26 protein-coding genes are annotated in these 26392 nt (G+C 74.3%); 6 read left to right on the forward strand and 20 right to left on the reverse strand.

Translation table 11 applies throughout. From position 1 onward, the window contains the following. Window positions 1-7: 7 nt before the first annotated feature. The 7 genes from ACZ3ZE_RS07695 to ACZ3ZE_RS07725 all read right to left on the reverse strand — a co-directional run bounded on the left by ACZ3ZE_RS07695 (window position 8) and on the right by ACZ3ZE_RS07725 (window position 7595). A complete protein-coding gene (locus tag ACZ3ZE_RS07695; protein WP_467257918.1) occupies window positions 8-904 on the reverse strand; it encodes an ABC transporter permease in 897 nt (298 codons plus the stop codon). Next, the gene (locus tag ACZ3ZE_RS07700; RefSeq protein WP_442305320.1) at window positions 897-1889 is read right to left on the reverse strand and encodes an ABC transporter permease; all 993 of its coding nucleotides are present in this window, start codon (window positions 1887-1889) and stop codon (window positions 897-899) included. Before ACZ3ZE_RS07700 ends, ACZ3ZE_RS07695 begins: the two co-directional genes overlap by 8 nt. Continuing rightward, window positions 1886-3493 carry an ABC transporter substrate-binding protein gene (locus ACZ3ZE_RS07705; RefSeq protein WP_361173616.1) on the reverse strand — a complete coding sequence of 536 codons (1608 nt, stop codon included), beginning with the start codon at window positions 3491-3493 and terminating at the stop codon, window positions 1886-1888. Before ACZ3ZE_RS07705 ends, ACZ3ZE_RS07700 begins: the two co-directional genes overlap by 4 nt. Window positions 3494-3592: 99 nt before the next feature. After that, window positions 3593-4690, reverse strand: a complete 1098-nt coding sequence (locus tag ACZ3ZE_RS07710) for an acyl-CoA dehydrogenase family protein (RefSeq protein WP_361624444.1) — start codon at window positions 4688-4690, stop codon at window positions 3593-3595. After that, a complete protein-coding gene (locus ACZ3ZE_RS07715; RefSeq protein ID WP_363291087.1) occupies window positions 4687-5880 on the reverse strand; it encodes an acyl-CoA dehydrogenase family protein in 1194 nt (397 codons plus the stop codon). The genes ACZ3ZE_RS07710 and ACZ3ZE_RS07715 overlap by 4 nt, the downstream gene beginning before the upstream one ends. Beyond that, window positions 5877-6845, reverse strand: coding sequence for an NADPH:quinone oxidoreductase family protein (locus tag ACZ3ZE_RS07720; RefSeq protein ID WP_361173607.1), 969 nt, complete (start codon window positions 6843-6845; stop codon window positions 5877-5879). The genes ACZ3ZE_RS07715 and ACZ3ZE_RS07720 overlap by 4 nt, the downstream gene beginning before the upstream one ends. A gap of 159 nt (window positions 6846-7004) precedes the next feature. Continuing rightward, the gene (locus ACZ3ZE_RS07725; protein ID WP_361173604.1) at window positions 7005-7595 is read right to left on the reverse strand and encodes a helix-turn-helix domain-containing protein; all 591 of its coding nucleotides are present in this window, start codon (window positions 7593-7595) and stop codon (window positions 7005-7007) included. A gap of 64 nt (window positions 7596-7659) precedes the next feature. On the opposite strand from ACZ3ZE_RS07725, the gene ACZ3ZE_RS07730 reads away from it, so the two are divergent. The 3 genes from ACZ3ZE_RS07730 to ACZ3ZE_RS07740 all read left to right on the forward strand — a co-directional run bounded on the left by ACZ3ZE_RS07730 (window position 7660) and on the right by ACZ3ZE_RS07740 (window position 10530). Then, a complete protein-coding gene (locus tag ACZ3ZE_RS07730) occupies window positions 7660-8616 on the forward strand; it encodes an NAD(P)/FAD-dependent oxidoreductase (protein WP_361624447.1) in 957 nt (318 codons plus the stop codon). 41 nt (window positions 8617-8657) lie between these two features. Next, the gene (locus ACZ3ZE_RS07735; protein WP_467257921.1) at window positions 8658-9605 is read left to right on the forward strand and encodes an SDR family oxidoreductase; all 948 of its coding nucleotides are present in this window, start codon (window positions 8658-8660) and stop codon (window positions 9603-9605) included. Window positions 9606-9750: 145 nt separating this feature from the next. After that, window positions 9751-10530, forward strand: a complete 780-nt coding sequence (locus tag ACZ3ZE_RS07740; protein WP_361173598.1) for a VOC family protein — start codon at window positions 9751-9753, stop codon at window positions 10528-10530. Between the two features lie 63 nt (window positions 10531-10593). Here the strand turns inward: ACZ3ZE_RS07740 and ACZ3ZE_RS07745 are convergent, their stop codons facing one another. From ACZ3ZE_RS07745 to ACZ3ZE_RS07775, 7 genes are all read right to left on the reverse strand, one after another. Next, window positions 10594-11427 (reverse strand): enoyl-CoA hydratase/isomerase family protein, encoded by an 834-nt coding sequence (locus ACZ3ZE_RS07745; protein ID WP_361173595.1) that lies wholly within the window; start codon window positions 11425-11427, stop codon window positions 10594-10596. A 74-nt stretch (window positions 11428-11501) separates the two neighbouring features. Then, window positions 11502-12263: a PIG-L deacetylase family protein gene (locus ACZ3ZE_RS07750; RefSeq protein WP_361173592.1), complete on the reverse strand. Its 762-nt coding sequence runs from the start codon at window positions 12261-12263 to the stop codon at window positions 11502-11504. Between the two features lie 109 nt (window positions 12264-12372). Next, entirely contained in the window at window positions 12373-13266 is an 894-nt protein-coding gene (locus tag ACZ3ZE_RS07755; protein WP_361173589.1) for an SIS domain-containing protein, read from the reverse strand. A gap of 135 nt (window positions 13267-13401) precedes the next feature. Beyond that, window positions 13402-14517, reverse strand: coding sequence for a LacI family DNA-binding transcriptional regulator (locus ACZ3ZE_RS07760; RefSeq protein ID WP_361173586.1), 1116 nt, complete (start codon window positions 14515-14517; stop codon window positions 13402-13404). A 108-nt stretch (window positions 14518-14625) separates the two neighbouring features. Next, window positions 14626-15930, reverse strand: coding sequence for an alpha/beta fold hydrolase (locus ACZ3ZE_RS07765; protein ID WP_467257923.1), 1305 nt, complete (start codon window positions 15928-15930; stop codon window positions 14626-14628). Window positions 15931-15993: 63 nt separating this feature from the next. Next, window positions 15994-16824 (reverse strand): ammonia-dependent NAD(+) synthetase, encoded by an 831-nt coding sequence (gene nadE, locus ACZ3ZE_RS07770; protein ID WP_467257926.1) that lies wholly within the window; start codon window positions 16822-16824, stop codon window positions 15994-15996. Between the two features lie 107 nt (window positions 16825-16931). Then, window positions 16932-18077 (reverse strand): sulfite oxidase, encoded by a 1146-nt coding sequence (locus ACZ3ZE_RS07775; RefSeq protein WP_442305314.1) that lies wholly within the window; start codon window positions 18075-18077, stop codon window positions 16932-16934. A 63-nt stretch (window positions 18078-18140) separates the two neighbouring features. Here ACZ3ZE_RS07775 and ACZ3ZE_RS07780 point away from each other — a divergent pair, with 63 nt between their 5' ends. Beyond that, window positions 18141-19211 (forward strand): DmpA family aminopeptidase, encoded by a 1071-nt coding sequence (locus tag ACZ3ZE_RS07780; protein WP_361624459.1) that lies wholly within the window; start codon window positions 18141-18143, stop codon window positions 19209-19211. Here the strand turns inward: ACZ3ZE_RS07780 and ACZ3ZE_RS07785 are convergent. The 5 genes from ACZ3ZE_RS07785 to ACZ3ZE_RS07805 are packed head-to-tail and all read right to left on the reverse strand — an operon-like array spanning window position 19135 to window position 24151. Next, the gene (locus tag ACZ3ZE_RS07785) at window positions 19135-20778 is read right to left on the reverse strand and encodes a molybdopterin-dependent oxidoreductase (RefSeq protein ID WP_467257929.1); all 1644 of its coding nucleotides are present in this window, start codon (window positions 20776-20778) and stop codon (window positions 19135-19137) included. The two genes, ACZ3ZE_RS07780 and ACZ3ZE_RS07785, sit on opposite strands and share 77 nt — an antisense overlap. Before the next feature lie 58 nt (window positions 20779-20836). Beyond that, window positions 20837-21832, reverse strand: a complete 996-nt coding sequence (locus ACZ3ZE_RS07790) for an amino acid ABC transporter permease (RefSeq protein WP_361624465.1) — start codon at window positions 21830-21832, stop codon at window positions 20837-20839. After that, window positions 21829-22494, reverse strand: coding sequence for an amino acid ABC transporter permease (locus ACZ3ZE_RS07795; protein WP_361173565.1), 666 nt, complete (start codon window positions 22492-22494; stop codon window positions 21829-21831). The genes ACZ3ZE_RS07790 and ACZ3ZE_RS07795 overlap by 4 nt, the downstream gene beginning before the upstream one ends. Window positions 22495-22504: 10 nt before the next feature. Further along, complete coding sequence (locus ACZ3ZE_RS07800; RefSeq protein WP_361173562.1) at window positions 22505-23350, reverse strand: glutamate ABC transporter substrate-binding protein; 846 nt, start codon at window positions 23348-23350, stop codon at window positions 22505-22507. Window positions 23351-23395: 45 nt separating this feature from the next. Next, a complete protein-coding gene (locus ACZ3ZE_RS07805; protein WP_361173559.1) occupies window positions 23396-24151 on the reverse strand; it encodes an amino acid ABC transporter ATP-binding protein in 756 nt (251 codons plus the stop codon). Window positions 24152-24428: 277 nt separating this feature from the next. Here ACZ3ZE_RS07805 and ACZ3ZE_RS07810 point away from each other — a divergent pair, with 277 nt between their 5' ends. Beyond that, the gene (locus tag ACZ3ZE_RS07810) at window positions 24429-24950 is read left to right on the forward strand and encodes a hypothetical protein (protein WP_361624468.1); all 522 of its coding nucleotides are present in this window, start codon (window positions 24429-24431) and stop codon (window positions 24948-24950) included. Between the two features lie 74 nt (window positions 24951-25024). Here the strand turns inward: ACZ3ZE_RS07810 and ACZ3ZE_RS07815 are convergent, their stop codons facing one another. Further along, window positions 25025-25720, reverse strand: coding sequence for an alpha/beta hydrolase (locus ACZ3ZE_RS07815; protein WP_361173553.1), 696 nt, complete (start codon window positions 25718-25720; stop codon window positions 25025-25027). 213 nt (window positions 25721-25933) lie between these two features. On the opposite strand from ACZ3ZE_RS07815, the gene ACZ3ZE_RS07820 reads away from it, so the two are divergent. Continuing rightward, complete coding sequence (locus tag ACZ3ZE_RS07820; RefSeq protein ID WP_361173550.1) at window positions 25934-26392, forward strand: cyclic nucleotide-binding domain-containing protein; 459 nt, start codon at window positions 25934-25936, stop codon at window positions 26390-26392.

Below are 26392 nucleotides of genomic sequence, written 5' to 3' on the forward strand. Positions count from 1 at the left end.
TTCCCGGTCACAGCGTCAGCTCCGATCGGCGGCGCGGGTTGAGCCGGTCGCGCCAGATCCCGGCGAGGCCGGCGAGGGCGAGGGTCGGCACGATCAGCAGCAGCCCGGGGAAGAGCGTCGGCCACCAGGCGCCGGCGAGCAGCGAGGAGCGCGCGGTCTGGACGAGGTTGCCGAGGCTGGCCTGGTGGCTGGGCAGGCCGAGGCCGAGGAAGGAGAGCGCCGACTCGTGCCACATGGCGTGCGGCACCATGAGGACGGCGGCGAGCCCGGCCTGCGGCAGGACGGCGGGCAGCAGGTGCCGGACGCCGACGCGCCACCGGGAGGCGCCGCCGGAGATCGCGGCGTCCACGAAGGGCCGCGAGCGCAGCGACAGGACCTCGGAGCGCACGATCCGGGCGGTGGACAGCCAGTGGGTGAGCGCCACGGAGACGATCACGGGCCAGACCCCGGGCCGGAACATGGCCACGATGAAGATGCCGAGCAGCAGGTGCGGCACGGACGAGAAGGCGTCGACGATCCGCATCACGAAGCGGTCGAAACGGCCGCCGAGCGCGCCCGCGGCGGCGCCGACGGCCGTCCCGATGACGGTGGCGACGAGGGCGGCGACCAGGCCGACGAGGAGCGAGATCCGCAGGCCGTAGACACAGCGCAGCAGGAGGTCCCGGCCGAGGTCGTCGGTGCCGAAGGGGTGCTTCCAGGACGGCGGCAGCAGCTTGCCGCCGAGGTCGACGGCCTGTTCGTCGAGGTGGACGAGGGGCGGGACGAGCAGGACGGCGAGGACGACGGCGCCGGTGACGAGCGCGGAGCTCCACAGCCGGACCCGCCGGGTGCGGTCGGCGGGGGCGCTCCTGCGCGGCCCAAGGGGCTTGCGGATGCCGTGGGTCGTGAGGTCGGTGTCAGCCATCGAATCCCACCCGGGGGTCGGCGAGCCCGTACAGCAGGTCGGAGAGCAGGTTGCCGAGCAGGACGGCCGCGGTGGCGAGCACGGTGAGCGCGGCGAGCAGCGGGAAGTCGACGGAGACGGCGGCCTGCACGGTGGCGGCGGCGATGCCGGGCCAGCTGAAGACGGTCTCCACGAGGAGGGCGCCGGTGATGAGTTCGGGGACCCGGGAGCCGATCAGGGTGAGCATGGGCAGCATGCCGGAGCGCAGGGCGTGGCCGGTGAGGACGGTCCGCTCGGCGAGGCCGCGGGCGCGGGCGCCGCGCACCGGGTCCTCCTCCAGCGCGTCGCCGACGCCCTGGCGTACGTAGAGGAAGAACCAGGGCAGTTGGGAGACGCCGAGGACGAGGGCGGGCAGCACGAGGTGGCCGGCGACCTGCCCCGCGGTGACGGTGTCGCTGCCGGTGTCGGTGAGTCCGCCGGCGGGCAGCGCGCCGAGCCGGAGGGCGAAGAACCAGATGGCGAGCAGGCCGAGCCAGAAGGCGGGGGCGGCTTCCAGGGTGTACGCGGCGGAGCTCACCGCCCGGTCGAGGAGGCCGCCGCGGCGGCGTCCGGCGAGGACGCCGAGGGCGGTGCCGAGGGTGACGGCGACGAGGAAGGCGGTGGCGGCGAGCAGCACGGACCAGCCGACGCGTTCGGCGATGACGTCGGCGACGGGCTGGCGCATCACGCCGGACTGGCCGAGGTCGCCGGTGACGGCGTCGCCGAGCCACTCCCACCAGCGGGTGAGGAGGGGCCGGTCGACGCCGAGGTTGGCGCGCAGCTGGTCCAGGTTCTCCTGGGAGGCGGTGAGTCCGGCGGTGCCGGCGTAGGCCTTGACGGGGTCGAACGGGGAGGCCTCGGCGACGGCGAAGACCGCGAGGGTGACGCCGAGCAGGACCGGGACGGCGGCCAGGGCGCGCCGTCCCGTCATGCGGGCCATGGCCCCCCAGGGGAGGCGGCGGCTCACTGCTTCGGCTTCCAGCTCTCGACGTTCCACCAGGGGCCGGAGGCGAGGCCGTGGTCGTGCGGCTCGACCTGGGTGCTCAGGCCGCCGGAGGCGGTGTCCCAGCGGTCGTCGACCACGTACAGGTGGTCGATGTGGGTGAGGAAGGTGTAGCCGGGGTTCTTCACGAGTTCGCGCTGGACGGTGTCGTAGGCGGCGCGGCGCCGGTCCGGGTCGTTCGTCCGTCGGCCGTCCTCCAGGGCCCGGTCGACGGTCTTGTCGGCGTACCAGGCCATGTTGTTGAAGCCGTCGCCGGCGAGGGAGGACGTGAGCAGCAGGTACTGGTCGAAGTCGGGGTCGCCGGGCGAGCCGCCGCCGGCGAGGACGGCGTCGGTCTTCATGCGGGGCTCGATGACCTCCCAGGTGCCGGCCTGGGCCTTGATCTCGATGCCGGCCTTCTTGGCGTCGGAGGCGTAGGCGAGGGCGTGGTCCTGGCGCAGCTTGTCGCCGGAGAGGTACCAGAGCGGGAAGGAGGCGCGGACGCCGTCGCGGACGCGGACTCCGTCGGGGCCGGGCTTCCAGCCGGCCGCGTCGAGGATCCTCCCGGCGGCGGCGAGGTCGTGGCGGCGCTCGGTGCCCTTCGCGAACCAGGGGCTGTCGGTGGGGACGGGCCCGTAGGCGGGCTTCCCGGCGCCTTCGAGGATCTTGTCGACCATGGCCTGGCGGTCGACGGCGACGTCGAGGGCGCGGCGGACGGCGGTGTCGCCGGTGACCTCGTGGTGGGTGGGCAGGGTGACCGTGCGGTAGTCGTAGGTCTTGGCCGCGTAGGTCTTCCGGCCCTTGTCGTGGGCGAATCCGGCGGCGAGGGCGGGCGGCAGGATGGCGGCGTCGAGGTCGCCGGCGCGCAGCCGGGTGGCGCGGACGTCGTCGTCCTTGATGACGGCCATGGTGAACTTCTTCACGGCGGGCTCGCCGCCCCAGTAGCCGGGGTTGGCCTTGAAGGTGAGCTTCTCGCCCTTGGACCAGCCGGTGAGGACGTACGGCCCGGTGCCGATCGGGCGGGTGGTGAACGGGCCGGTGTTGACGTCCTGGCGGCCCGCGACGTGCTCGGGGGCGATGGCGAGGACGGTCCGCTGGGCGAAGGGCGCGTAGGGGTACTTGAGGGTGAACACGACGCTGTCGTCGCCGACGGCGCGGACGTCCTTGAGGGCGTCGAGCTCGGTCCGGGAGGCGTTGTTGGTCTTCGGGTCGAGCACCGTGCGGTACGTGAAGACGACGTCCTTCGCGGTGAACGGCTGCCCGTCGCTGAACGTCACGCCCTTGCGCAGCCGGTAGGTGTACGTGAGGCCGTCGGCGCTGACCGTGGGGAGCGCGGTGGCGAGGGCGGGCCGCAGCTTCATGTCGGCGTCGAGGGCGAGCAGCCCGTCGAAGATCTTCGAGTTGCCGTCCTTGCCGTAGCCGAGGAGCGGGCTGAGCGACTCGGGTTCGTAGGCGATGCCGACGACCGCCGCGTCCTTGGGGCCGCCGGAGCCCGCGGCGCCGCCGGGGGTCGAGCAGGCCGCCGCGGTGAGGGCCAGTGTTCCGGCCAGCGTCGCGGCGGCCGCGCCGCGTATGGATCGGGCGGTCATGGTGTCCACACCCCTCTTGAAGATCAACTGTTATTGCGAACAGCTTGCAATTAAACAGCAGGTAAAGGGGTGCGAACAAAGAGGGCCCCTTACCGGCCCCTACGCGGGAGCCGGCAGGTCCGCCAGGGCCGCGATCGTGTCCTGGTGGCGGCCCGCCGAACCCAGGGCGACGGCATCGGACTTGGCCCGCTTCAGCGCCAGGTGGGCCGGGTGCTCCCAGGTCATCCCGATGCCGCCGTGCAGCTGCACGCACTCCTCCGCCGCGCGCACCGCCACCTTGGAGCAGTACGCCTGGGCGACGGCCACGGTCAGGGCGGCGTCCTCGGCACCGGTCGCGAGCGCGTCGGCGGCGGCCCGGGCCACCGCCCTGGCGCCCACCAGCTCCAGCCAGAGCTGGGCCATCCGGTGCTTCAGCGCCTGGAAGGAGCCGACCGGCCGGTTGAACTGGTGCCGCTCCCTGGTGTGCCGCACGGTCTCCTCCAGGCACCACTCGGCGAGCCCGAGCTGCTCGGAGGCGAGCAGTCCGGCACCCGCGAGCAGCCCGCGCCGCACCGCCTCGCGCGCGGCTCCGGCGTCGGCGAGGCGCGTGCCCGCCGCGCCGCCCGGGTCGACGGTGGCGAGCGGCCGGGTCAGGTCGAGCGAGGAGCGCGGGGTGACGACGGCGTCCGAGGCGTCGACCGCGTACAGGCCGTCGGCGCGCGGGACGAGGAAGACGTCGGCCGCGACCGCGTCGGGGACGGCGGGGACGGTCGGCCCCGAGGAGCCGTCCGGGCCCGCGCCCGCCGGGTGTCCGTCCGGGGCCGTGGAGAACGGGACGGCCAGGACGGCGACGCGTTCGGCGTTCGCCAGGGCGCCCAGCAGCTCCGCGGCGGGGCCCTGTTCGCTGCCGAGGGCGAGCAGCGTCGTGGTCGCCACCACCGCGCTCGTCAGGTACGGGGCCGGGGTCACCGCCCGCCCGAGCTCCTCCAGGACGACGGCCGCCTCGCGGGGGCCCGCGCCCTGGCCGCCCAGCTTCTCGGGCACGAGGAGCCCGGCGGCGCCGATGCCGCCCCCGAGCGCCTCCCACAGGCCCGGCGGGTACGGGTCCGTGCTCTCGATCCGGCCGAGCACGGTCTGCGGGCCCGCCCGGTCGGCGAGCAGGGAGCGGACGGCCGCGCGCAGGTCGTCCTCGGTCTCGGAGTACAGCAGGTCGCTCATCGCGCGAGGTCCTTCCAGGCGACGTCCTTGTCGTTGCGGGGCTCGGCGGGCAGACCGAGGACCCGCTCGGCGACGATGTTGAGCAGCACCTCGCTCGTACCGCCCTCGATCGAGTTGCCCTTCGAGCGGAGATAGCGGTAGCCCGCGTCGCGCCCGGTGAAGTCGACGAGTTCGGGCCGGACCATCGTCCAGTCCCCGTACAACAGGCCCTCGTCGCCGAGGAGTTCCACCTCCAGGCCGCTGATGTCCTGGTTGAGGCGGGCGAAGAACAGCTTCATCGCGCTGCCCTCGGGCCCCGGCTGGCCGGCGACGAGCTGCTGGCGCAGCCGCTCGCCGGTGAGCCGGGCGACCTCGGCGTCCACCCACAGGTCGAGCAGCCGCCGGTGCAGGTCGTGGGTGCGCAGCTCGGGCCGGGCGCGCCAGGACCCGGCGGCCTTGCCGATCATGCCGCCCTCACGGGGGATGCGGGCGCCGCCGATGGAGACCCGCTCGTTCATGAGGGTGGTCTGGGCGACCCGCCAGCCGTCCCCGACCGCGCCGAGGCGGTGGGAGTCGGGGATGCGGACGTCGGTGAGGAAGACCTCGTTGAACTCGGCTTCGCCGGTGATCTGCCGCAGCGGCCGCACCTCGACGCCCGGGTCGGTCATGTCGCAGACGAAGTAGGTGATGCCCCGGTGCTTGGGCTGCTCCGGGTCGGTGCGGGCGATGAGGATGGCCCAGCGGGCCACATGGGCGCTGGAGGTCCACACCTTCTGCCCGTTGACCACCCAGCTGTCCCCGTCGCGCACGGCGCGGGTGCCGAGCGCGGCGAGGTCGGAGCCCGCGCCGGGCTCGCTGAAGAGCTGGCACCAGACCTCCTCGCCGACCCAGAGCGGCTTCAGGAAGCGCTCCTTGACCTCCTCGGAGCCGTACGCGAGGAGGGTGGGGGCGGCCATGCCGAGGCCGATGCCGATCCGGCGCGGATCGTTGTCGGGGGCTCCGGCGGCGGCGAGTTCGGCGTCCACGACGGCCTGGAGGGAGCGCGGGGCGTCGAGTCCGCCGAGCCCGACGGGGTAGTGCACCCAGGCGAGTCCGGCGTCGAAGCGGGCCCTCAGGAAGTCCGTGCGGGCGGTGGTGGCGGGCGGGTGTTCGGCGAGCAGCCGGCGGACGCGCTCGGTCAGGGCGTCGGCGCCGGGGGGTGTGCCGGTCATGCGCGGGCTCCTTCCGGGAGGACGACGAGCCGGCCGGTGGTGACGCCCTCGGAGACCCGCTGCACGGCGTCGGCCGCGCCGTCGAAGGGGACCCGCTCGCTCACGTACGGCTTGATCAGGCCCTTGGCGGCGAGCGCGGTGAGGGTCTCGTGGCAGCGCAGGACGGCGGCCGGGTCCTTGAGGTTGTAGAGGCCCCAGTGCAGGCCCAGGATCGAGTAGTTCTTGATCAGGGCGTGGTTGAGGGCGGGGGCGGGCACGGTGCCGCTGGCGAAGCCGACGACGACGATCCGGCCCTCGAAGGCCACCAGCTTGGCGGACTGCTGGTAGGCGGCGCCGCCGACGGGGTCGTAGATCACGTCGGCGCCCCGGCCGCCGGTGGCCTCCTTGACGGCGGCGACGACGTCCTCGGCGTGCCGGTCGACGACGGTGTCGCAGCCGAGCGCGCGGGCGGCGGCGGCCTTGTCGGCGCCGCCGACGACGCCGATGACGGTGGCGCCCGCGGCCTTGCCGAGCTGGACGGCGGCGCTGCCGACGCCGCCCGCGGCGGCGTGCACGAGCAGGGTCTCGCCCTCCTGGAGGGCGGCCCTGCGGTGCAGGCCGAACCAGCCGGTCTGGTACGCGATGTGGAGGGCGGCGGCCTCGGCGTCGTCGAGGGCCTCGGGGGCGGGCAGCAGGGCGGTGGCGTCGGCCACCGCGTACGCGGCGAGGCCGCCGTACGGGAGGGCGGGGGTGGCGATCACCCGGCGCCCGTCCTCGGTCTCGGCGCAGATCTCCACGCCGGGCGTGAAGGGCAGCGGGGGCCGCACCTGGTACTGCCCCCGGCACAGCAGCGCGTCGGGGAAGTTGATGCCGGTGGCACGGACCTTGAGCAGGACCTGGCCGTCGCCGGGCACCGGACGCTCGACCTCGTCGCGCTGCATCACCTCGCCCGGTTCGCCGTTCTCGTGCACTCGCCATGCCTGCATCGGGGGCCTCCAGCAGCCGTCGTCGGTCCTGCGCGGTTCTTCGGAGCGATGTCGGCATACTAAGCGGTCGCTTGGGCTGGCGGAACAGGCCGCGCCCGGAAATCGGCGCCGTCCACCCACAGGGCAGGGTCAGGCGGGACGTTCCGGGCGCGGCCCGGCTCAGGACTTCTTGGGGCGCGCCCGCACATGCATCCGCTCCCCCTGCGGCCCGAACAGGCTCAGGAACTCCACCGGCCGGTCCCCGGCGGGCCCGAACCAGTGCGGCACCCGGGTGTCGAACTCGGCGGCCTCACCGGAGCCGAGCACCACGTCGTGGTCGCCGAGCACGAGCCGCAGGCTGCCGGAGAGCACGTACAGCCACTCGTACCCCTCGTGGACGCGCGGCTCGCCCGCCTCGGCGCCGGGCTCCTGGACGACCTTGTACGCCTGGAGTCCGCCGGGCTGGCGGGTGAGCGGGTACATGGTGCGCCCGTGCCGGACGATCGGCTTCGCCCGCACCCGGGGGTCGCCGACCGGCGGGGCGCCGACCAGCTCGTCGAGGGGCACCTGATGGGCGCGGGCGATCGGCAGCAGCAGCTCCAGGCTGGGCTTGCGCTGCCCGGACTCCAGCCGGGAGAGGGTGCTCACGGAGATGCCGGTGGTGGTGGAGAGCTCCGCCAGGGTCGCCCCGCGCTCGCGCCGGATGCGGCGCAGCCGGGGGCCGACCTCGTTCAGCACGGCGTCGACGCGGTCGTCGTCTTCGGTGGTCATGCGCCTATTGCAGAAACGGCAACTTCATTTGTCAAGCGAGCATGCCGCGCCTGACCCTCGCGGCATGAACGACAACGAGCGGATCCGTGACACGTACGACGTCGTGGTGGTCGGCGGTGGCGCGGCAGGACTGAGCGCGGCCCTGGTCCTCGGCCGGGCCCGGCGCAGCACCCTGGTGGTCGACGCCGGCGAGCCGCGCAACGCGCCCGCCGCCCACATGCAGGGCTACCTCACCCGGGACGGCATGAGCCCGGCCGCCTTCCTGGAGGCGGGACGGCGGGAGATCGCCGCGTACGGGGTGGAGCGCACCGAGGGCCTGGTCACCGCCGCGACGCCGGACGGGGCCGGGGGCTTCGCGCTCGCCCTGGCGGACGGGCGCCGGGTCCGGGCCCGCCGGCTGATCGTCACGACCGGGCTCGTCGACGAGCTGCCGGAGCTCGACGGGCTCGCCGGGCGCTGGGGCCGGGACGTGATCCACTGCCCGTACTGCCACGGCTGGGAGGTCCGGGACCGGGCCTTCGGCGTGCTCGCCCACCCGGAACTCCCCGCCCACCAGGCGCTGGTGGTCTCGCAGTGGTCCGCCGACGTGACCCTCTTCCTGCACACGGCCGCGGCCCCCTCCGCACAGGACGCCGCGCGTCTCGCGGCGGCCGGTGTGACGGTCGTGACGGGCGAGGTGGCGGGTCTCGTCGTCGAGGAGGACCGGCTGACGGGCGTACGGATGGCCGACGGGCGGACCGTGCCGCGCGAGGTGCTGTTCGTGGGCCCCCGGCCGGTCCCCCGCGACGGGCTGCTCACGGCGCTGGGCGCGGACACCCGCGAGACGCCGTTCGGCGCCTTCGTGGCGGTGGACGAGACGGGGCGTACCAGCGTGCCGGGCGTGTGGGCGGCGGGGAACGCGATCGGCGCGCACGAGCAGGTGGTCAACGCGGCGAGCGGCGGCTACCGGGCCGCCGCCGCGGTCAACGGGGACCTGCTCCTGTCCGACCTGGACCGGAAGGCGGCGGGTTCCGCGGCCTGACGGGTCTTCATTTCTCGACGCGGGCACGCTATCGATGCCCCATGGAGGAGACGAGAGACGCACCACACGAGGGGTCGACCGGCACACCCGGTCTGCCCGCCCCTCCGCCGCTCGGCGCGAGCGCCCTGCCGGCGGGCACGTTCGAGGGCCGGGTGGTCCTGGTGACGGGCGGGGGCTCGGGTCTCGGCAAGGCGATCGGCGCCGAGTTCGCGCGGCTCGGCGCCGATCTCGCCATCCTGGGGCGCACGGCCGGGCGGCTCGCGGCGGCCCGTGAGGAGCTGGCGGCGGTCGCCGGGACGCGGGTGGTGACCGGGGTGTGCGACATCCGGGACCCGGAGCGGATCGCCGGGGTCATGGACGCCTGCGAGGCGGCGCTGGGCGTCCGGCCGGACGTCCTGGTGAACTGCGCGGCGGCCAACTTCCCCGTACCGGCGGAGGAGCTGTCGCCCAACGGCTGGCGGGCGGTCGTGGACATCACGCTCTCCGGGACCTGGTTCACCACCCGCGAGTTCGCCCGGCGGCACCTGGCCGCGGGGACGCCCGGTTCGGTCGTCAACGTCGGCGCCTCCTACGCCTGGACCGGCGGCCCCGGGTACGCGCACTCGGCGGCGGCGAAGGCCGGGGTGAAGAACCTGACGGAGACCCTGGCGGTGGAGTGGGGACCGTACGGGATCCAGGTCAACGGCCTGGTGCCGGGGCTGATGCCGCACGAGGAGATGGCGCCGGCGGTCCGGGCCAGCCTGGACCGGGCCGGACACCCGGAGCTGCGCCAGCCCGCGCTTCGGGTGGGGCAGCCCCGCGAGCTGGGCTGGGCCGCGACCTTCCTGGCCTCCCCGTACGCCCGGTTCGTCAGCGGGCACACCCTGGTGGTCGACGGCGCCAACTGGCAGCGCCGCTCGCTGGTGAACGAGCCGGTGGTGCCGGTGCGGGCCCAGCTGGGGCGCGGCCCGTTCACATGGGAGGCGCCGGACCGGGCACACGAGGGCTGAACCACGCTGGGCCGTGCGGATGAAACCGGGGTGGCAGGGCTGCGGAGGACCCAGGAGGGGGTGAGGATCGGCCATGGTGGCCGGAACCCGGCCACCCGCTCCGCTTCGGCACGGCCTCCCCACCCGGAAGGACGGAACTCCTCCCATGCTCGGTACGGACTTCACCACGGGCTCGCCCGACTGGCTCGACCTCGGCAGCCCCGACACCGACGCCGCCGCCACCTTCTACGGCCGGGTCTTCGGCTGGGACTTCGTCTCGGCCGGTCCCGACGCCGGCGGCTACGGCTTCTTCCAGCAGGACGGCAAGACCGTCGCCGCCCTCGGCCCGCTCACCCAGGAGGGCGCGAGCAGCGCCTGGACGGTCTACTTCGAGACCCCGGACGCCGAGGCCACCGCCAAGGCGGCCGAGAAGGGCGGCGGCACCGTCCGGATGGCGCCCATGGACGTGATGGAGGCCGGCCGGATGGCCGCCCTGACCGACCCGGGCGGCGCCGAGTTCGCCGTCTGGGAGCCGAAGGCCGTGAAGGGCCTGGAGCGGACCTCCGAGAACCACACCCTGCTCTGGGCCGAGCTGCACGTGGCCGACCCGGAGGCGGTCCTCGGGTTCTACCGCGGCCTGTTCGGCTGGCGCTGGAAGGAGATGGAGGCGCCCGGCATGACCTACCGGGTGATCTCCACGGCCTCCGGGGACCAGCAGGACGCCTCCTTCGGCGGGGTGGCGCCGCTCCAGCCGGGCGCGGACAAGGCGCGCTGGATCCCGTACTTCGCCACGACGGACGCCGACGTGGTCGCCGCCTCGGTCCAGGAGAGCGGCGGCTCGGTCCTGATGCCGCCCGCGGACGTCCCGGACGTGGGCCGGATCGCCTGGCTGGCGGACCCGTCCGGCGCCCCCTTCGCCGTACTGAAGCCCGCCCCCACCATGTAGTACGCGGCGGGCCCGGGGCCGGGACGGCGCCCGCCCGGGGTCCGTCCGGCGCCCGCCCGGTGCTCAGCGGCCCTCGAAGCGGGGCGGCCTGCGGGCCGCCTTCGCCGCGTAGCCCTCGCGGGCGTCCTCGGAGGTGAGCGTGAGCGCGGCGGCGAGCGCGGTGCGGTCGAGGGCGGCGGCGAGGCCCTGGTCGGCGAAGGCGTCGATGTTGCGCTTCACCGCCCGGACGGCGAGCGGGGCGGCCGCCGCGACGGCCTCGGCCGTCTCGTACGCCGCCGCCGCGAGCTCCTCGGGGGCGGTGACCCGCTGGACCAGACCGAGGCGTTCGGCGGTGTGGGCGTCGATCCGCCGGCCGGTGAGCGCCAGGTACTTGGCCCAGCCGGCGCCCGCCTCGCGGGCGATCCGCAGGTCGCCGCCCGCGTCGACGGCGACGCCGATGCCGGTCTCGGGGAGCGCGAAGACGGCGTCGGCGGCGGCGACGCGGACATCGGCCATGAGGGCCAGCTCGAAGCCGAAGCCGAGGCAGTAGCCCTGGACGGCGGCGACGACGGGCTGCGGCAGCCGGGCGAAGGCGGCGAAGCGTTCGTGGACCCAGCGGATGCCCTCGGCGTAGTTCTCGGTGCGCTCGGCCGCCGAGCGTCCGGTGATGGCCCCGCCGGGCGCGGTGACGTCGATCCCCGCGCAGAAGGCCCGGCCCTCGGCCCGCAGCAGCACGGCCCGGATCCGCTCGTCGAAGCGGATCCGGTCGCTGACGAGACCGAGCTGCCGACTGGCCTCCCAGCTCCAGCCGTTGAGCTTCTCCGGGCGGCACAGGGTGACCACCCCGATGCCGTCCTCGACCCGGAGGGTGAGCCGTTCCTCGCCCTCCGGGACCGTGTGGTCGAGCGTGTCGATCACCGCACCGCCCCCTGCCCTCCACCTGCCTGACGGACCGTCAGATAGGTCCGGGCGTGGAGCCTAGCGCCCGTCCCCTACCGGGGGAACACCTCGAACGCCACCGCGGGGCGGCCCCCGAAGCGGTCCGAGGCGCGGCCCGTCGACATCGCGACGAACTCACGGCAGTACGCGTCCGCGTCCTGGTCGGTCAGCGCCTCGATGTAGGTGCGGTGGGCGAGCAGCGAACGGGTGGCGCGCTCCAGGCCCGGTCCGGCGTCGACCGCGTGGGTGGGGAGGTTCGAACCGGCGACGGCGACCCAGCGCACCCCGTTCCACGGGGCGAGGCCCTGCTCGGTCAGCTCGGGGAAGATCCAGCGGTTGCCCGCGTCCGCCGCCGCGTCCAGGACCGCCCGGCCCACGGCCAGGTGGTCCGGGGTGTTCCAGGCACCGCCGGGCTCCGGGCCCCAGGTGTCACGGTGGTTGAGGGTGAGGACGAGTTCGGGGCGGTGGCGGCGGATGGCGGCGGCGATGTCGCGGCGCAGCCCGAGCCCGTACTCGATCACGCCGTCGCGGTGGTCCAGGAACTCCACGGTCCGCACCCCGACCACCGCCGCGCTGTCCCGCTGCTCCCGCTCGCGCAACGGGCCGCACACGGCGGGTTCGAGGCCGTCGATGCCCGCCTCGCCACGGGTGGCGAGGACGTAGACGACCTCCTTGCCCGCGTCGGTCCAGCCCGCGACGGCCGCGGCGCAGCCGTACTCCAGGTCGTCGGGGTGGGCGACGACGGCGAGGGCGCGCTGCCAGTCGGAGGGCATCTCTTCCAGTTGCGGCGGGGCCTGCCCGGTGGTGTCGATCATGGGCGCAGGATACGTCCCGCGCCCGGCAGCCGGGGGGCGGCTCCGGCTCGCGATGCCGGGGCCGTCCGAGCAGGCTTCAGGCAGCGCTCCAGGGGCGCTCCAGACCGGTTCAGCGGGCCCCGGCGAGGATCACCGAGCGGGTGAGGTGGCGGGGGCGGTCGGGGTTGAGGCCGCGGCGGTCCGCGAGGGCGACGGCGAGCCGCTGGGCGCGCACCAGGGCGGCGACCGGGTCGAGGGCGTCAGCGACGAACCGGGCCCCGGTGGAGGCTACTTCGTCGGCGAGGCCGGGCGGGACCGGGCCGAGGCACCACACCAGGCTGCCGGGGTCGCTGATGCCGATCGGGCCGTGCCGGTACTCCATCGCCGGGTACGACTCGGTCCAGGCGCGGGCGGCGCCGCGCAGCTTGAGCGCCGCCTCGTCGGCGAGGCCGACGGTCCAGCCGGTGCCGAGGAAGGTGAACTGCCCGTGCCGCGTCCAGCTCGCGGGCAGCGGCTCGTACAGGACGAGTTCGGCGTCGGCGATCGAGGGACCGAGGTCGACGCCGAGTCCGGCCCTGAGGAGTTGGAGCGCGGTGGTGGGGAACCGGGTCTGCACCACGGAACGCTCGTCGGCGAAGGGGAGGTCGAGGACGGCGTCGGCGAGCCGCGCGGCCGGGCTGCCCGGCACGCCGGTGAGGACGAGGGTGGGGGTGCGCCCGGCGGCCCGGGCCAGCAGCTCGGCGACCTCGGTGGTGGTGCCCGAGCGGGTGAGCGCCACGATCCGGTCGTAGCCCCGACCGAGCGGCGTCGGGTCGGAGGCGGGGAAGGCGTCGGTCTCGCCGCCGCCGAGCGACTCCCGCAGGGCGGCGTAGGCGCGGGCGATGAAGTACGAGGTGCCGCAGCCGACGACGGCCACCCGTTCACCGGTGCGGGGCAGCAGGTCGGCCCGTGCCGCGGCGATCTCGGCGGCCCGCCGCCAGCAGTCCGGCTGGCTGGCGATCTCGATGTCCACGTGGGTGGTCATGCGCGTCCTCTCGGGGCCAGGTCCCGGGGCGGACGCCGGGGCTCGAACGGTGTTCTACCCCGGGAGACGATAGCGAACAATGAGCAAACAGTGCGCATGACTTGGACTTTTTTGAGCGTAGACCCGATGAAACACTCAACCCCGCGCACTCCGGGGTGCCCCGCACGACGCCCGTACGACCAGCCGCGGGCGCAGCTGCACCTGGTGGAGCGGGGCCGCGTCGCCCTCGGCGAGCCGGCGGAGCAGGATCTGCGCGGCGAGCCTGCCGAGCTGGAACTTCGGCGGGGAGACGGCCGTCAGCGGGGTCTCGGCCACGTCCGCGAACTCGTTGTCGTAGCTGATCAGGGCCAGGTCCTCGGGGACCCGCAGACCGGCCCGGCGGGCGGCGCCGAGGACCAGCGTGGCCTCGCGGTCGCCGAAGCAGAGCGCGGCGGTGACCCCGGCTTCGCGGAGCGCGGCCACGGCCCGGTCGGCGCGGCCCGCGTCCCACTCCCCCATGGCCTCGCTCTCCCGGCACGCCTCGGGCAGCCCCAGGTCGGCCACGGCGCGGGCGAAGCCGGACTCGATGGGGGCCGTGGTCGGCGCGTCCGAGCGCACGACGAGCCCGAACCGAAGGTGTCCGAGGGCCTTCAGATGCCGTACGGCGTCGTAGGCGCCGCCCTCGTGGTCGGTACAGACGTGCTCGGTGGGGTCGCCGGGGCCGTGCGCGGCGAGCCGGCGCTCGACCAGAACGGCCGGCACGGGCAGGGCGAGGAGTTCCTCGGCGCGCCGCCCGGGGTCGGCGGCGGTGTGCAGGGAGGGGACGAGCAGCAGCCCGTGGACGCCCGCGCCGAGCAGCCGGACGACGGCGGCGTCCTCCTCGGCCTGGTCGTAATGGGAGCAGGCGAGGACGAGCCGGGCGCCGGCGGCGGCGAGTTCCTGCTCGATGCCCTGGAGGACGCGCGGGTAGTAGAACGCGGTGTCGGGGACGAGGACGCCGACGACCCGGCGGTCGGCCCGCTCCTCCTCGGCGCGGTGGGCGGCGAACGTGCCCGCGCCCTGGCGCCGTTGGACCAGGCCGAGGGCGACGAGGTCCTCGTACGCCCGGCGGACGGTGGTCACGGAGACCCCGGTCTCGGCGGCGAGGGCCCGTTCGGTGGGCAGCTTGCTGCCGGGCGGCCAGGTGCCGTCGAGCAGGCCGCGGCGCAACTGGGCCGTCAGGGCACGGAACTTCAGCTCGCGTCCGGACGCCGGGATCTCGCCGTGTGCCACCGGGCCCCCTGGTGCGCGGACCACCGGCCGCGGGCCGGCCGGCGGGCGACCGGGTGCGGACCCGGTCGCGCGGCGCATCCTATCCCCGCGCGGCGGGCGGGCCGGGGGTCAGAGTTCGCCGCGGGCCAGGGCGAGCAGCCGGTCGAGGACGCGGGGGCCGCCGGCCCGTACACCGTCGTGCTCGAACTCGTCGGTGACCCAGGTGCGAAGGCCCCGGACGGCCCGCGCGGTGCTCAGCGCGTGGGCGGTGTCCACGTACATGTCGTCGTGGTAGACGGCGGCGGCCACCGGGACCTCGTTGGCGGCGAGCCGCGCCGGGTCGTAGAGCGGGGCCCAGTCGGTGCGGGCGGCGAGGAGTTCGGCGGTCTCGCGCAGCGGGCGCAGGGCCGGGTCGGTGGCGAAGTGCCAGGGGTGGATCGTCTCCCCGGTGAACAGGAGCGGGGCGTCGCCCGCGAGGGTCCTGGCCGCGTCGAACTCGGGGAGCCCGGCCCGTACGCGTTCGGCGGCCCAGTCGGTCGGGCCCTGCCCCTGCGCGTAGATGGCCTCGTGCAGCAGGGCGTAGAGCGGGTGGCCGGCGAACGAGAGGTGGGCCTGGACGCCTTCGAGGAAGGCGTCGGACAGGGCGGGGCCCGCCGTGGTGGGGACGAAGGCGTCCTCCAGGAGCAGATGGAGCTGGTGGGTGCCGTCGCCGCCGCCGAGCAGGATGCCGAGGGACTGGAAGGCCTCGGGGGTCAGCGCGCCGCCGCCGGGCAGCACGACCTCGTGCGCGGCGAGGTGGGCGGCGATCCGGCGGGCCCGCTCGACGTCGTCGGGGTAACGGGCGTAGTGGGCCTCGTTCTTGCGCCGCACGCGCGGGAACGCGGCCCGGTAGACCTCGTCGGCGGTGGCGGTGAGGGAGGGCAGCCCGCCCGTGATGAGCACGGTCTCCAGGCCCTCGGGGGCGGCGCCGAGGTAGTGGGTGGCGCAGAAGCCGCCGAAGCTCTGGCCGAGGACGGTCCAGGGGGCGCCGCCGGTCAGCTCCCGGCGGATCAGCTCGCAGTCCTTGACGATGGAGTCGGCGCGGAAGTGGGCGAGGTAGTCGGCCTGTTCGCGCGGGGTGCCGCGCAGCGGCAGGGTCTGCCGGTTGGCGGGGGTGGAGGCGCCGGTGCCCCGCTGGTCGAGCAGGAGCACCCGGAACTCGCGCACCGCCCGGCCGAGCCAGGCCTCCGGGCCGATGAAGCGGCGGGCCCCGAACCCGGGCCCACCCTCCAGGTAGAGCAGCCAGGGCAGGCCGGCCCGGTCGGCTGCCCGGTCGCTCGCGACGACCTCCCGTCCGTGGATCTCGATCCGTTCGCCGTCGGGGGCGCCGTGGTCGAGGGGGACGCTGAAGCGGCGGTCGGTGAGGACGAGTCCGGGCTGCCGGAAGGTGGACACCTGGCTGTTCCTGTTCGTGCTGGTCGTGCGGTTGACGCTGGTCGCGCGGTGGGGTGGTGCCGGTCAGGGCGCGATCGGCAGCCGGCGCTTGTGCTCGGTGAGCTCGTAGCGGCGGACGATCGAGGCGAAGGCGGCCTCGCCGACCGGCTTGCCCTCCAGGAAGTCGTCGATCTCGTCGTACGTCACGCCGAGGGCGTCCTCGTCGGGCTTGCCCGGGTCGAGGGTCTCCAGGTCGGCGGTGGGGGTCTTCCAGACCAGCTCGGCGGGGGCGCCCAGCTCGGCGGCCACGGCGCGCACCCGGCGCTTGGTGAGGCCGGTGAGCGGGACGAGGTCGGCGGCGCCGTCGCCGTACTTGGTGAAGAAGCCGGAGACGGCCTCGGCGGCGTGGTCGGTGCCGACGACCAGCCCGTTGTGGGCGCCCGCGACCGCGTACTGGGCGATCATCCGCTGCCGGGCCTTGATGTTGCCGTGCACGAAGTCCTGGTGGTGCGGGTCGCGGAAGGCGGTCCCGGCGGCGACGGTGGCGTCCAGGGCGGCGTCGCTGGCCGCCTTGATGTCGACGGTGAGGACCTCGTCGGCGCGGATGAAGTCGAGGGCGAGCCGGGCGTCGCGCTCGTCGGCCTGGACGCCGTAGGGCAGCCGCATGGCGTAGAAGGTGGCCTGGTGGCCGGTGGCGCGGGCGCGCTCGACGGCGAGCTGGCAGAGCCGTCCGGCGGTGGTGGAGTCGACGCCGCCGCTGATGCCGAGGACCAGGCAGCCCAGGCCGGTGGAGGTGAGGCGCTCGGCGAGGAAGGCCACCCGGCGGTCGATCTCCGCGCGCGGGTCGAAGGTCTCGCCGACCTCGAGCTCACGGGCGATCCGCTGCTGCAGGGCGGTGGTCTCCGGGTCGGTCACGGAATGCTCCTCGGTGGTGCGTGGTGTGCGGCGTCCGCTCCGACTCTATGCGGCCCGCGCGGCGCCTGTCGCCCGCCCCGGGACCCGGTGGCGGCCATCCACTGCCGCTACGTGACGCAGAGCACTTCCACCCGCTGCACCAGGTTGTTGCCGAAGCCGCCCCGGTTCCAGGGGGCCGTGAGCGGCTGGGTGCGGCCGGTGGCGTCGGTGGCGCGGACGGTGAGCAGGTACGGGCCCGGGGTCGCCTTCCAGGAGGTGCGCCACGCGGCCCAGGCCCAGGGGTTCCCGGGGTCGGCGGTCACCTCGGCGTCGGTCCAGGTGCGCTCCCCGTCGGCGCTGAGCTCCACGCGGGTCACCGGCCCGTGTCCGGACCAGGCGCGGCCGGTGAGGGGGACGGGGCCGGGGCGGACGACACGGGTGCGGGACATGAAGTCGGGGAAGCCGGGCGGGATCATCAGGGCGCGGGGCGCGATGACGTCCACGGGGGTGCCGGGCTCGTCGGGGCCCTGCCGGTAGCGGTAGGCGACGGCCTGCTGGAAGCCTGTGAACGGGGTGTCGGTGACGGTGACGCCGGTCAGCCACTTCACGGAGGCCATGCCGTACCAGCCGGGCACGACCAGGCGCAGCGGGTGCCCGTGCTGGGGCGGCAGCGGGGCGCCGTTCATGGCGTACGCGACGAGCACGCCGCGCGCCGGGTCGGCGGCGAGCGGGAGCGGGAGGCTGCGCCGGTAGTCCTGTTCGGTGCCGCGTTCGACGCCGTGGTCGGCGCCGGTGAAGACGGCTTCGACGGCGCCGTCGGCGGGGCCCGCCTCGGCGAGCAGGGCGGCCAGCGGGACGCCGGTCCAGTCGGCGGTGCCGACGGCCTCGACGATCCAGGGCTGGCTGACCGGGCGGGGGCTGAGACGGGCCCGGCCGTTGCCCGCGCACTCCAGGGTGACCCGGTGGGTGACGGCCGGACGGGCGCGCAGCGCCGCGACGTCGAGGTCCAGCGGGCGGCGCACCCGGCCGCCGACGGTGAGCCGCCAGTCCTCGGTGTCGGCGGCGGGGATGTCGTAGTGGACCAGGACGTAGTGCAGGCCGGGCGGGCTGGTGTCGTAGCGCAGTGCTTCGAGGGGCAGTCCGTGGTTGCGGGCGGCGAGGGCCAGCTCGGCTGCGCCGATGCCCTCGTCGGGGCCCGCGACGCGGCCCGGGGCGCTGATCTCGCCCATCCCGGGCGCGCGCTCCGTGCCGCCGGTGCCGCCGGTGCCGTTCATGTCTTCATGGTGCTCCGCCGGTCCGCCACCGGCACCCCGGCGGGGGGCGGTACGGTGCCGCCCATGACGGAAGTACGCGCGAGAGTACGCGAGTTGGGCGTTCCACTGACCGGTGAGCCGGGGCCCTGGAACGCGATCACCGATGTGCCGGGCGTCCAGGTCGGCCATGTGACCCTGATCGAGGGGGAGGACGTCCGCACGGGCGTGACGGCCGTCCTGCCGCGCGGCCGGACCGGGGTGGGGGTGCCCTGCGCGGCGGGCTGGTACGCGCTGAACGGCAACGGCGAGATGACCGGGACGACCTGGGTGGAGGAGAGCGGCGCGCTCGCGGTGCCGGTGCTGCTGACCCACACGTACGCGGTCGGGCCGGTGCACCGCGGGGTGGTCGACTGGGTGGCCCGGCACCGCGCGGACCTGGCGCCCGAGTGGCTGCTGCCGGTGGTGACGGAGACCTGGGACGGGTATCTCAACGACATCCACGGCCCCGCCGTGCGCCCGGAGCACGCGGCCGCGGCGCTGGACGCGGCGGCCTCGGGCCCGGTCGCGGAGGGCTGTGTCGGCGGCGGTACGGGGATGCGCTGCTACGGCTTCAAGGGCGGGGTCGGCACGGCCTCCCGGGTGGTCCCGTACGGGGCGGACCGGTACACGGTCGGGGTCCATGTGCAGGCCAATTTCGGCGCCCGGCACGAGCTGGTGGTGGCGGGGGACCCGGTGGGCCGGCGGCTCCCGCCGGCCGGGGAGGCGGGGCGGGTGCCGCCGGGGGCGGGTTCCGTGGTGGTGGTCGTGGCGACGGACGCGCCGCTGCTGCCGGGCCAGTGCAAGGCGCTGGCCCGGCGAGTGCCGCTGGGTCTCGCCCGGACGGGCACCACGGGCAGCCACTTCTCGGGCGACCTGTTCCTCGCCTTCTCCACGGCGAACGAGTCGGCGCTGACCAGCACGTTCCCCGAGAAGGACGGCCCGGCGCCCTACGAGACGCTGCGGTTCGTGCCGTGGGGCCGGATCGACCCGTTCTGCACGGCGGTGGTGGAGGCGGTCGAGGAGGCCGTCCTGAACGCGCTCACCGCCGCCCGGTCGACGACGGGCCGGGCCGGGCACCACGTGCCGGCGCTCCCCCTTGAGCTGCTGCGACGGTGACCGTGACGGAGTGCAGTCCGGTGGCCCCGTCGGGCATGGTCCCGGCCCGCTGCTCGGTCTGCACCGCCCCGGTGCCGTCGGTCGCCCGGGCGGTGAGGGTGTGCCGTCCGGGCTCCGCGCGCCAGCGGTACACCCACTCGCGCCAGGTGTCGCGGCTGTCCTGCGCGCCCAGCTCGGCGTCCTGCCAGGGGCCGTCGTCGACCCGTACCTGGACGCGGGAGACGCCCCGGTGCTGGGCCCAGGCGACCCCGGCGACGGCGACCGTGCCCGCCCTCGGTTCGCTGTAGGCCTTCGGGGTGTCGATCCGGGACTGGGTCTTCACGGGCGCCTGGGCCGACCAGCCGCGCGGCACCCAGTAGGCGTCGTACGCGGCGAAGGTGGTCAGTTCGAGCGAGGAGATCCACTTGCAGGCGGAGACGTAGCCGTACAGGCCGGGGACGAGCATCCGCACGGGGAAGCCGTGGACGAAGGGCAGCGGCTCGCCGTTCATCCCGAAGGCGAGCAGCGCGTCCCGGCCGTCCATGACGGTCTCCACGGGGCTGCCGATGGTCATGCCGTCGACGGAGCGCGCGACGAGCTGGTCGGCGGGCCCGCCGGCCGACGGCGGGCGCACCCCGGCCTCCCGCAGCAGGTCGGCGAGGCGCACGCCCAGCCAGCGGGCGTTGCCGATGTACGGTCCGCCGACCTCGTTGGACACGCAGTTGAGAGTGAGGTCCCGCTCGACGACCTCGCGCCGGAACAGGTCCCGCAGGGTGACGGTGAGCTCGCGGGACACGCCCAGGCCGTGGATGCGCAGGGTCCAGGAGTCGGCGTCGACCCGGGGCACGACGAGGGCCGTGTCGACCCGGTAGAAGTCGCGGTTGGGCGTGACGAAGGGGCTGATCCCGTCGACCGGGAGCTGCGCGCCGGCCGGCACGGCGGGGGCCGGCGAGGCGGGGCGGGGCAGCCGGAGGGCGTTGCGGGAGGCGGTGGCGTTCGCGGAGCGGTCCCCGCCGGCCGACCGGGCGAGGAAGGTGGCCCCGACGGCGCCGACGAGGGTGCCCGCCCCGGCGACCAGGAAGCGGCGCCGGGACCGCGCGGGCGTGGTCGTGGGCGGGCCGACGAGCCGCCGGGTCAACAGGTACAGGACCGCCGCCGAGGCCGCGGCCCCGGCGAGGGCGGGCAGGACGTCCGTCCAGGACTCCGAGTCGGGGCGGGTCACGGCGGCCAGGGCGCCCACCAGGCCGAGCGCGCCCACCCCGGCGAGGGCGAGGGCACGGTGCCGCAGCGCGAGGACGCCGAGGCCGGCCGCGAGGACGGCGAGGACGATCAGGACGCCGGTCTGGAGGACGTCCTTGTCGCTCTCGCCGAAGGTGCGGATGGCCCATTCCTTGACGCCCGCCGGGGTGTGGTCGACGACGAAGCCGCCGACGGCGACGACGGGTGCCGCCTCGGGGCGGACGGTGACCGTGACGAGCGCGGCGACGGCGAGCCCGCCGCATCCGGCGAGGATCCCTCCGAGGGCGGCGAGGAGGCGGTCGGTACGGTCCGGAGCGCGGGTCGGCGGCGGTGCGGGCGTGAAGGTCATGCCCTGGGTTTCGGCAGACCACCGCCGGCGGCTGAGCACGGCCCGCGGCGCGCCCGGGTCAGAACGGCCCCGTACGGCCCGGCTCGCCCGGCGCCGCCAGGTCCTCCACCGCGTCGGCGCCGACCACCGCTCCCGTGGACCGCTTGCCGCGGCGCAGCCGCCGCTCCAGCCACGAGGCGAAGCTGGTGAGGGCGAAGTTGAGGACGACGAAGACGACGGCGACCACGGTGAAGGAGGCGATCGTGTTCGCCCCGTAGTTGGCGCTCATCGGGCGGACGGAGGCGAGGAGTTCGGAGAAGCCGAGCATGGCGCCGCCCAGCGCCGTGTCCTTGACGATGACGACGAGCTGGCTGACCAGGGCGGGCAGCATCGCCGTGACCGACTGCGGCAGCAGCACGTACGCCATGGTCTGGCCCTTGCGCATCCCGATCGCCTTGGCCGCGTCGGTCTGCCCGGCCGGCAGCGCGAGGATCCCGGCGCGGACGACCTCGGCGAGGACGGAGGCGTTGTAGAGGACGAGCCCGGTGACGACGGCGTACAGGGGCCTGCTCTCCGGGCTGATGCCGGTGAACTCGGCGTAGGCGGCGTTGGCGAAGAGCATCAGGATGAGCACGGGGATGGCGCGGAAGAACTCGACCACGGGCCCTGCCGTACCGCGCACCCAGCGGTGGTCGGAGAGCCGGGCGACGCCGAGGAACGCGCCGAGCGGCAGGGCGATGCCCATCGCGAGGGCGGCGGCAGTGACGGTGTTCTTCAGGGCCGGCAGCAGGTACGTGTGCCAGACCCGGGGGTCCGTGAAGAAGGGCGCCCACTTGGCCCAGGCGAGCTGGTCCTTGTCGGCGAGGCTCGCCACCACCCACCACACGACGCCGCCGACGGCGAGGAGGAAGAGCAGGGTGAGGAGGAGGTTGCGCCGCCGGGCACGCGGCCCGGGGACGTCGTAGAGGACGGCCCCGGACTCCTTCGGCGCCTTCGCCTTCCCCTTCTCCGTCGTCTTCCCCTCCCTCTTCCTCTTCCCCTTCGCCTCCCCCGTCCCGTCCCGCGTCCCTTTCATCGCTTCACCGCGACCTTCTTGGCGACCCAGCCGAGGAACAGCCCGGTGGGCAGGGTGAGGCAGAGGAAGCCGACGGCGAAGACGGCGGAGATCAGCAGCAGCTGGGCCTCGTTCTCGATCATCTCGCGCATCAGCAGGGCGGCTTCGGCGACGCCGATGGCGGCGGCGACGGTGGTGTTCTTGGTGAGGGCGATCAGGACGTTGGCGAGGGGGCCGACGACCGAGCGGAAGGCCTGCGGCATCACGATCATCCGCAGGGTCTGCGAGAAGTTCAGCCCGATGGCCCGGGCCGCCTCGACCTGCCCGAGGGGCACGGTGTTGATGCCGGAGCGCAGCGCCTCGCAGACGAAGGCGGAGGTGTAGGCGGTGAGGCCGAGGACGGCGAGCCGGAAGTTGATGGTGGTGAAGTCCTCGGCGCCCATGCTGACCCCGAGGGTCTGGAAGAGGCCCAGCGAGGTGAAGACGATGATGACGGTGAGGGGGATGTTGCGGACGATGTTGACGTAGACGGAGCCGAAGCCCCGCATCAGGGGGACGGGGCTGACCCGCATGGCAGCCAGCAGCGTCCCCCAGACCAGGGAGCCGATCGCGGAGAAGAAGGTCAGCCGGACCGTCGTCCAGAAGGCTCCCAGCAGGTCGTAGCCCTCCAGGAAGTCGAACACGACGGCCCGCTCACTGGACGACCACGCCGATCTTCGGTGCGGGCTCGGCCTGGTATCCGGCGGGACCGAAGTTCTTCTGCACGGCCGCGGCCCAGGACCCGTCGGCCACCATCTTCTCCAGCGCCGTGTTGATCTTCCCCTTGAGCTCGCTGCCCTTCTGGACGCCGATGCCGTAGTTCTCGTTGCTCAGCTTGAAGCCGCCCAGCTTGAACTTGCCCTTGAACTCGGGCTGCGAGGCGTATCCGGCGAGGATCGAGTCGTCGGTGGTGATCGCGTCGATGACACCGTTCTCCAGGCCGGTCAGGCACTCGGAGTAACCGCCGTACTCCTGGAGCTGGGCGTCCGGGGCGATCTTCGTCTTGACGTTCTGCGCGGAGGTGGAGCCGGTCACGGAGCAGAGCTTCTTGTTGTTCAGGTCCGAGGGCTTGGTGATCGAGTTGTCGTCGGCGCGGATCAGCACGTCCTGGTGGGCGAGCAGGTACGGCCCGGCGAAGTCGACCTTCTCGGCCCGCTTGGGGGTGATCGAGTACGAGGCCGCGATGAAGTCCACGTCGCCGCGCTGGAGCAGGCTCTCCCGGTCGGCGCTCTTGGCCTCCTTCCAGACGATGTCCTTCGGGTCGTGGCCGAGCTGCTTGGCGACGTACGTGGCGACGTCGACGTCGAAGCCGGTGTAGGTGCCGTCCGGGGTCTTCAGGCCGATGCCGGGCTGGTCGAACTTGATGCCTACGGTGATCTTCCCGTCGTCGCGGTGCGCGGCCGCCCCGCCGGAGGCGTAGGCGGTCCCGGTGAACGAGAGGACGACCGCCGCGGCGGCGGCGATGGTGAACCTTCGGGTCCTGAGCGGATTCATGGTCATCACCCCACGGTGGTGCGGACGGTGTACGGGTCACACATGTACGGGTCAGTGATGGAGGATCTTCGACAGGAAGTCCTTGGCGCGCTCGCTGCGCGGGTTGCCGAAGAACTCCTCGGGCGTGGCCTGTTCGACGATCCGGCCTTCGGCCATGAACACCACGCGGTTGGCCGCCGACCGGGCGAACCCCATCTCGTGGGTGACGACCACCATCGTCATGCCGTCCCGGGCCAGCTGCTGCATCACCTCCAGGACCTCGTTGATCATCTCCGGGTCGAGCGCCGAGGTCGGCTCGTCGAAGAGCATGACCTTCGGGTCCATGGCGAGCGCCCGGGCGATGGCGACCCGCTGCTGCTGGCCGCCGGAGAGCTGCGCCGGGTACTTGTCCGCCTGGGTGGCGACCCCGACCCGGTCCAGGAGGGTGCGGGCCCGCTCCTCGGCGCTCTTGCGGTCCTTCTTGCGGACCTTGATCTGGCCGAGGGTGACGTTGTCGAGCACCGTCTTGTGCGCGAAGAGGTTGAAGGACTGGAAGACCATGCCGACGTCGGCGCGGAGCGCGGCCAGTTCCCGTCCCTCGGCGGGCAGCGGTCTGCCGTCGACGACGATCTCGCCCGAGTCGATGGTCTCCAGGCGGTTGATCGCACGGCAGAGTGTGGACTTGCCGGAACCGGAGGGGCCGATGACGACCACGACCTCGCCGCGGTGGATGGTGAGGTCGATGGACTGGAGCACATGGAGGGTCCCGAAGTGCTTGTCCACGTCTTTGAGTACGACGAGTGTGTCACCGCCGTCCGGGACGGGCATGGCACCCTCCTGGTCACCTCCCCCGTCGGCCGCCCCTCCTCACGTTCATGCTCCGCCCTCCGCCGGACGGGCGCACGCGGAGCGGTGTCGCGCGGAGCGTCGCGGCCTGCGCGCCGTGACGTGTCCGCCGCGCGTACCGCCGCGTGTCCCGTCATGCGGGACAGGCCGTGAAAGGCCTTGCCCCGGGCCGCCCGGGATTGCTTGGATCTTGACCGTTCCGGGCGGACACGCGGCTCCGGCCGGTGCCCCCGCAGGCCCACGGAGAGGCTCACCCACGGTGACGTACACGAGACCGGACGACATCCCGCCCGTCCCGGACCATCTGCGCGCCGAGGGCGCCGTGCTCACGGACTCGCTGATCCCGCTGGTGGACCGCTTCCGGTCCCGGCAGGCCGAGGACGGGAGGGTGCCCCGGCCCGACGGCGCCGACCGCGCGCTGCTGCTGCGGATCAGGGAGGAGGGCGCCGCCTGGTGCCGACGGCACGCGCTGGACGGCCAGGCGGAGGCCCTGGAGGCCGATGTCGACGGCTGGCTGACGGCCGGTCTCGACACCCGGCCCGTCTTCGGGCGCTCCGTGGACGCCGTCGCCCGGCCCGCCGCAGGAGAGACGGTGTTCCTGCTGGCACCGGCCCGGGACACCGTCTCGCCCGCCGCGGGCGACCGGCTCGACTGCCTCTTCGCCCTGCGCGCCCCCGGCGCGTTCCCCGCCCTCGTCCCGGTCGCCGGCAGCGAGGGCTTCGCAAACGGCGCCCACCCCGAACGCTTCACCGAGCCCACCCGGCGGGGGGCCACCTCGTGACCGGGACTCGCGGAGAGTAGCCCGCGCGGGGCCGCCGGGCGGCCCGGGCCCCGCGCCCGGCGGCGGGGTGTTCCTCAGCCGGTGGTCTCGCGGGCCGCGACCTCGATGAGGTCGACGACCGCGCCGGGCTGGGAGGCGAGCGAGGCGTGGCTCGCGTCGAGTTCGATGGTCTTGACCGGGTTCATCCGCGCGGCCATCCGGCGCTCGTTGTCCGGGTGGATCATCCGGTCCTGGGTCGACACCTGGTACCAGCAGGGCTTGGCGCGCCAGGCCGGGGCCGTCACGTTGTCGCCGAAGGTCGAGCCGAGCGGGGCCTTCTGTGTGACGCCCATGACGAGGGCCTCGTCGGCGCTCAGGTCCTGACAGAAGCTCTCGTGGAAGGCGTCCTGCTTGATCCAGAGGTAGCCGTCGGAGTCGGGCACGATGTTGTCGAACGCGGCCGGCGGGTGCTCCTGGCTGATCTGACCGGGGCTCTCGCCGGCGTCCGGGGCGAACGCGGCGATGTAGACCAGGGCGGAGACGTTCGGCAGGTCCCCGGCCTCGGAGATGACGGCGCCGCCGTAGGAGTGCCCGACGAGCACGACGGGACCGGCCGCCTGACGGATCATCTTGCGGGTGCGTTCGGCGTCGTCGGCGAGCGAGGTCAGCGGGTTCTCGACGGCGTGCAGGTCGCCGAAGCCGCGCCGGTGCAGTTCGGTGATGACGTGTGACCAGTGGGCGGCTCCGCCCCAGAATCCGTGGACCAGGACGATCGAGGGCTTGTCTGCCATGAGCGGCACCGTTCTAGGTGGGGGTCCCCCCGGGAGTCCCACGCTAAGCGGAGAGTGACCGGTACGCCACCGAACGTAAGCGGTGCCGGGCCGCCGGCTCCGCCCCGTACGGCGTCCGTGTGACGGCCCGCGTGCGGCGTCTGCGCGCCGCGCGCGGGCGACGGACACTGGAGGCGGGACGCACCGCCGTCGCCGGGTCCGAGGAGGTCCGCCATGAGCACTGCCGCACCCAAGATCAGCAGCCTGCCGCCCGAGCACCGGGAACGGCTCATGGCGTTCGCCGAGGACGTGTACTTCGAGTCGGGCCACCGGCTCTTCGAGGAGCAGCAGCACGCCGACCGGTTCTGGATCGTCAAGACGGGCGCGGTCACTCTCGACGCCAAGGTCCCCGGTCGCGGCTCGCCCGTGATCGACACGCTGCGCCACGGGGAGCTGGTCGGCCTGTCCTGGCTGTTCCCGCCGTATCTGTGCCAGTCGGGCGCGGAGGCGATGACCCCGGTACGGGCCCACGAGTTCGACGGCACGGCCGTGCGGTCGATGTGCCGCACGGACGCGGAGTTCGGCGCCTCGGTGGTGTTCTGGGTCGGCCAGATCCTGGCCTACCGCCTCCATGTGACGCGGGTCAGGCTGCTCGACCTGTACGCGCCGCACGGCAGCGGCATCCTGGCGTGA

The sequence above is a fragment of the Streptomyces sp. NPDC023157 genome (assembly GCF_055560575.1).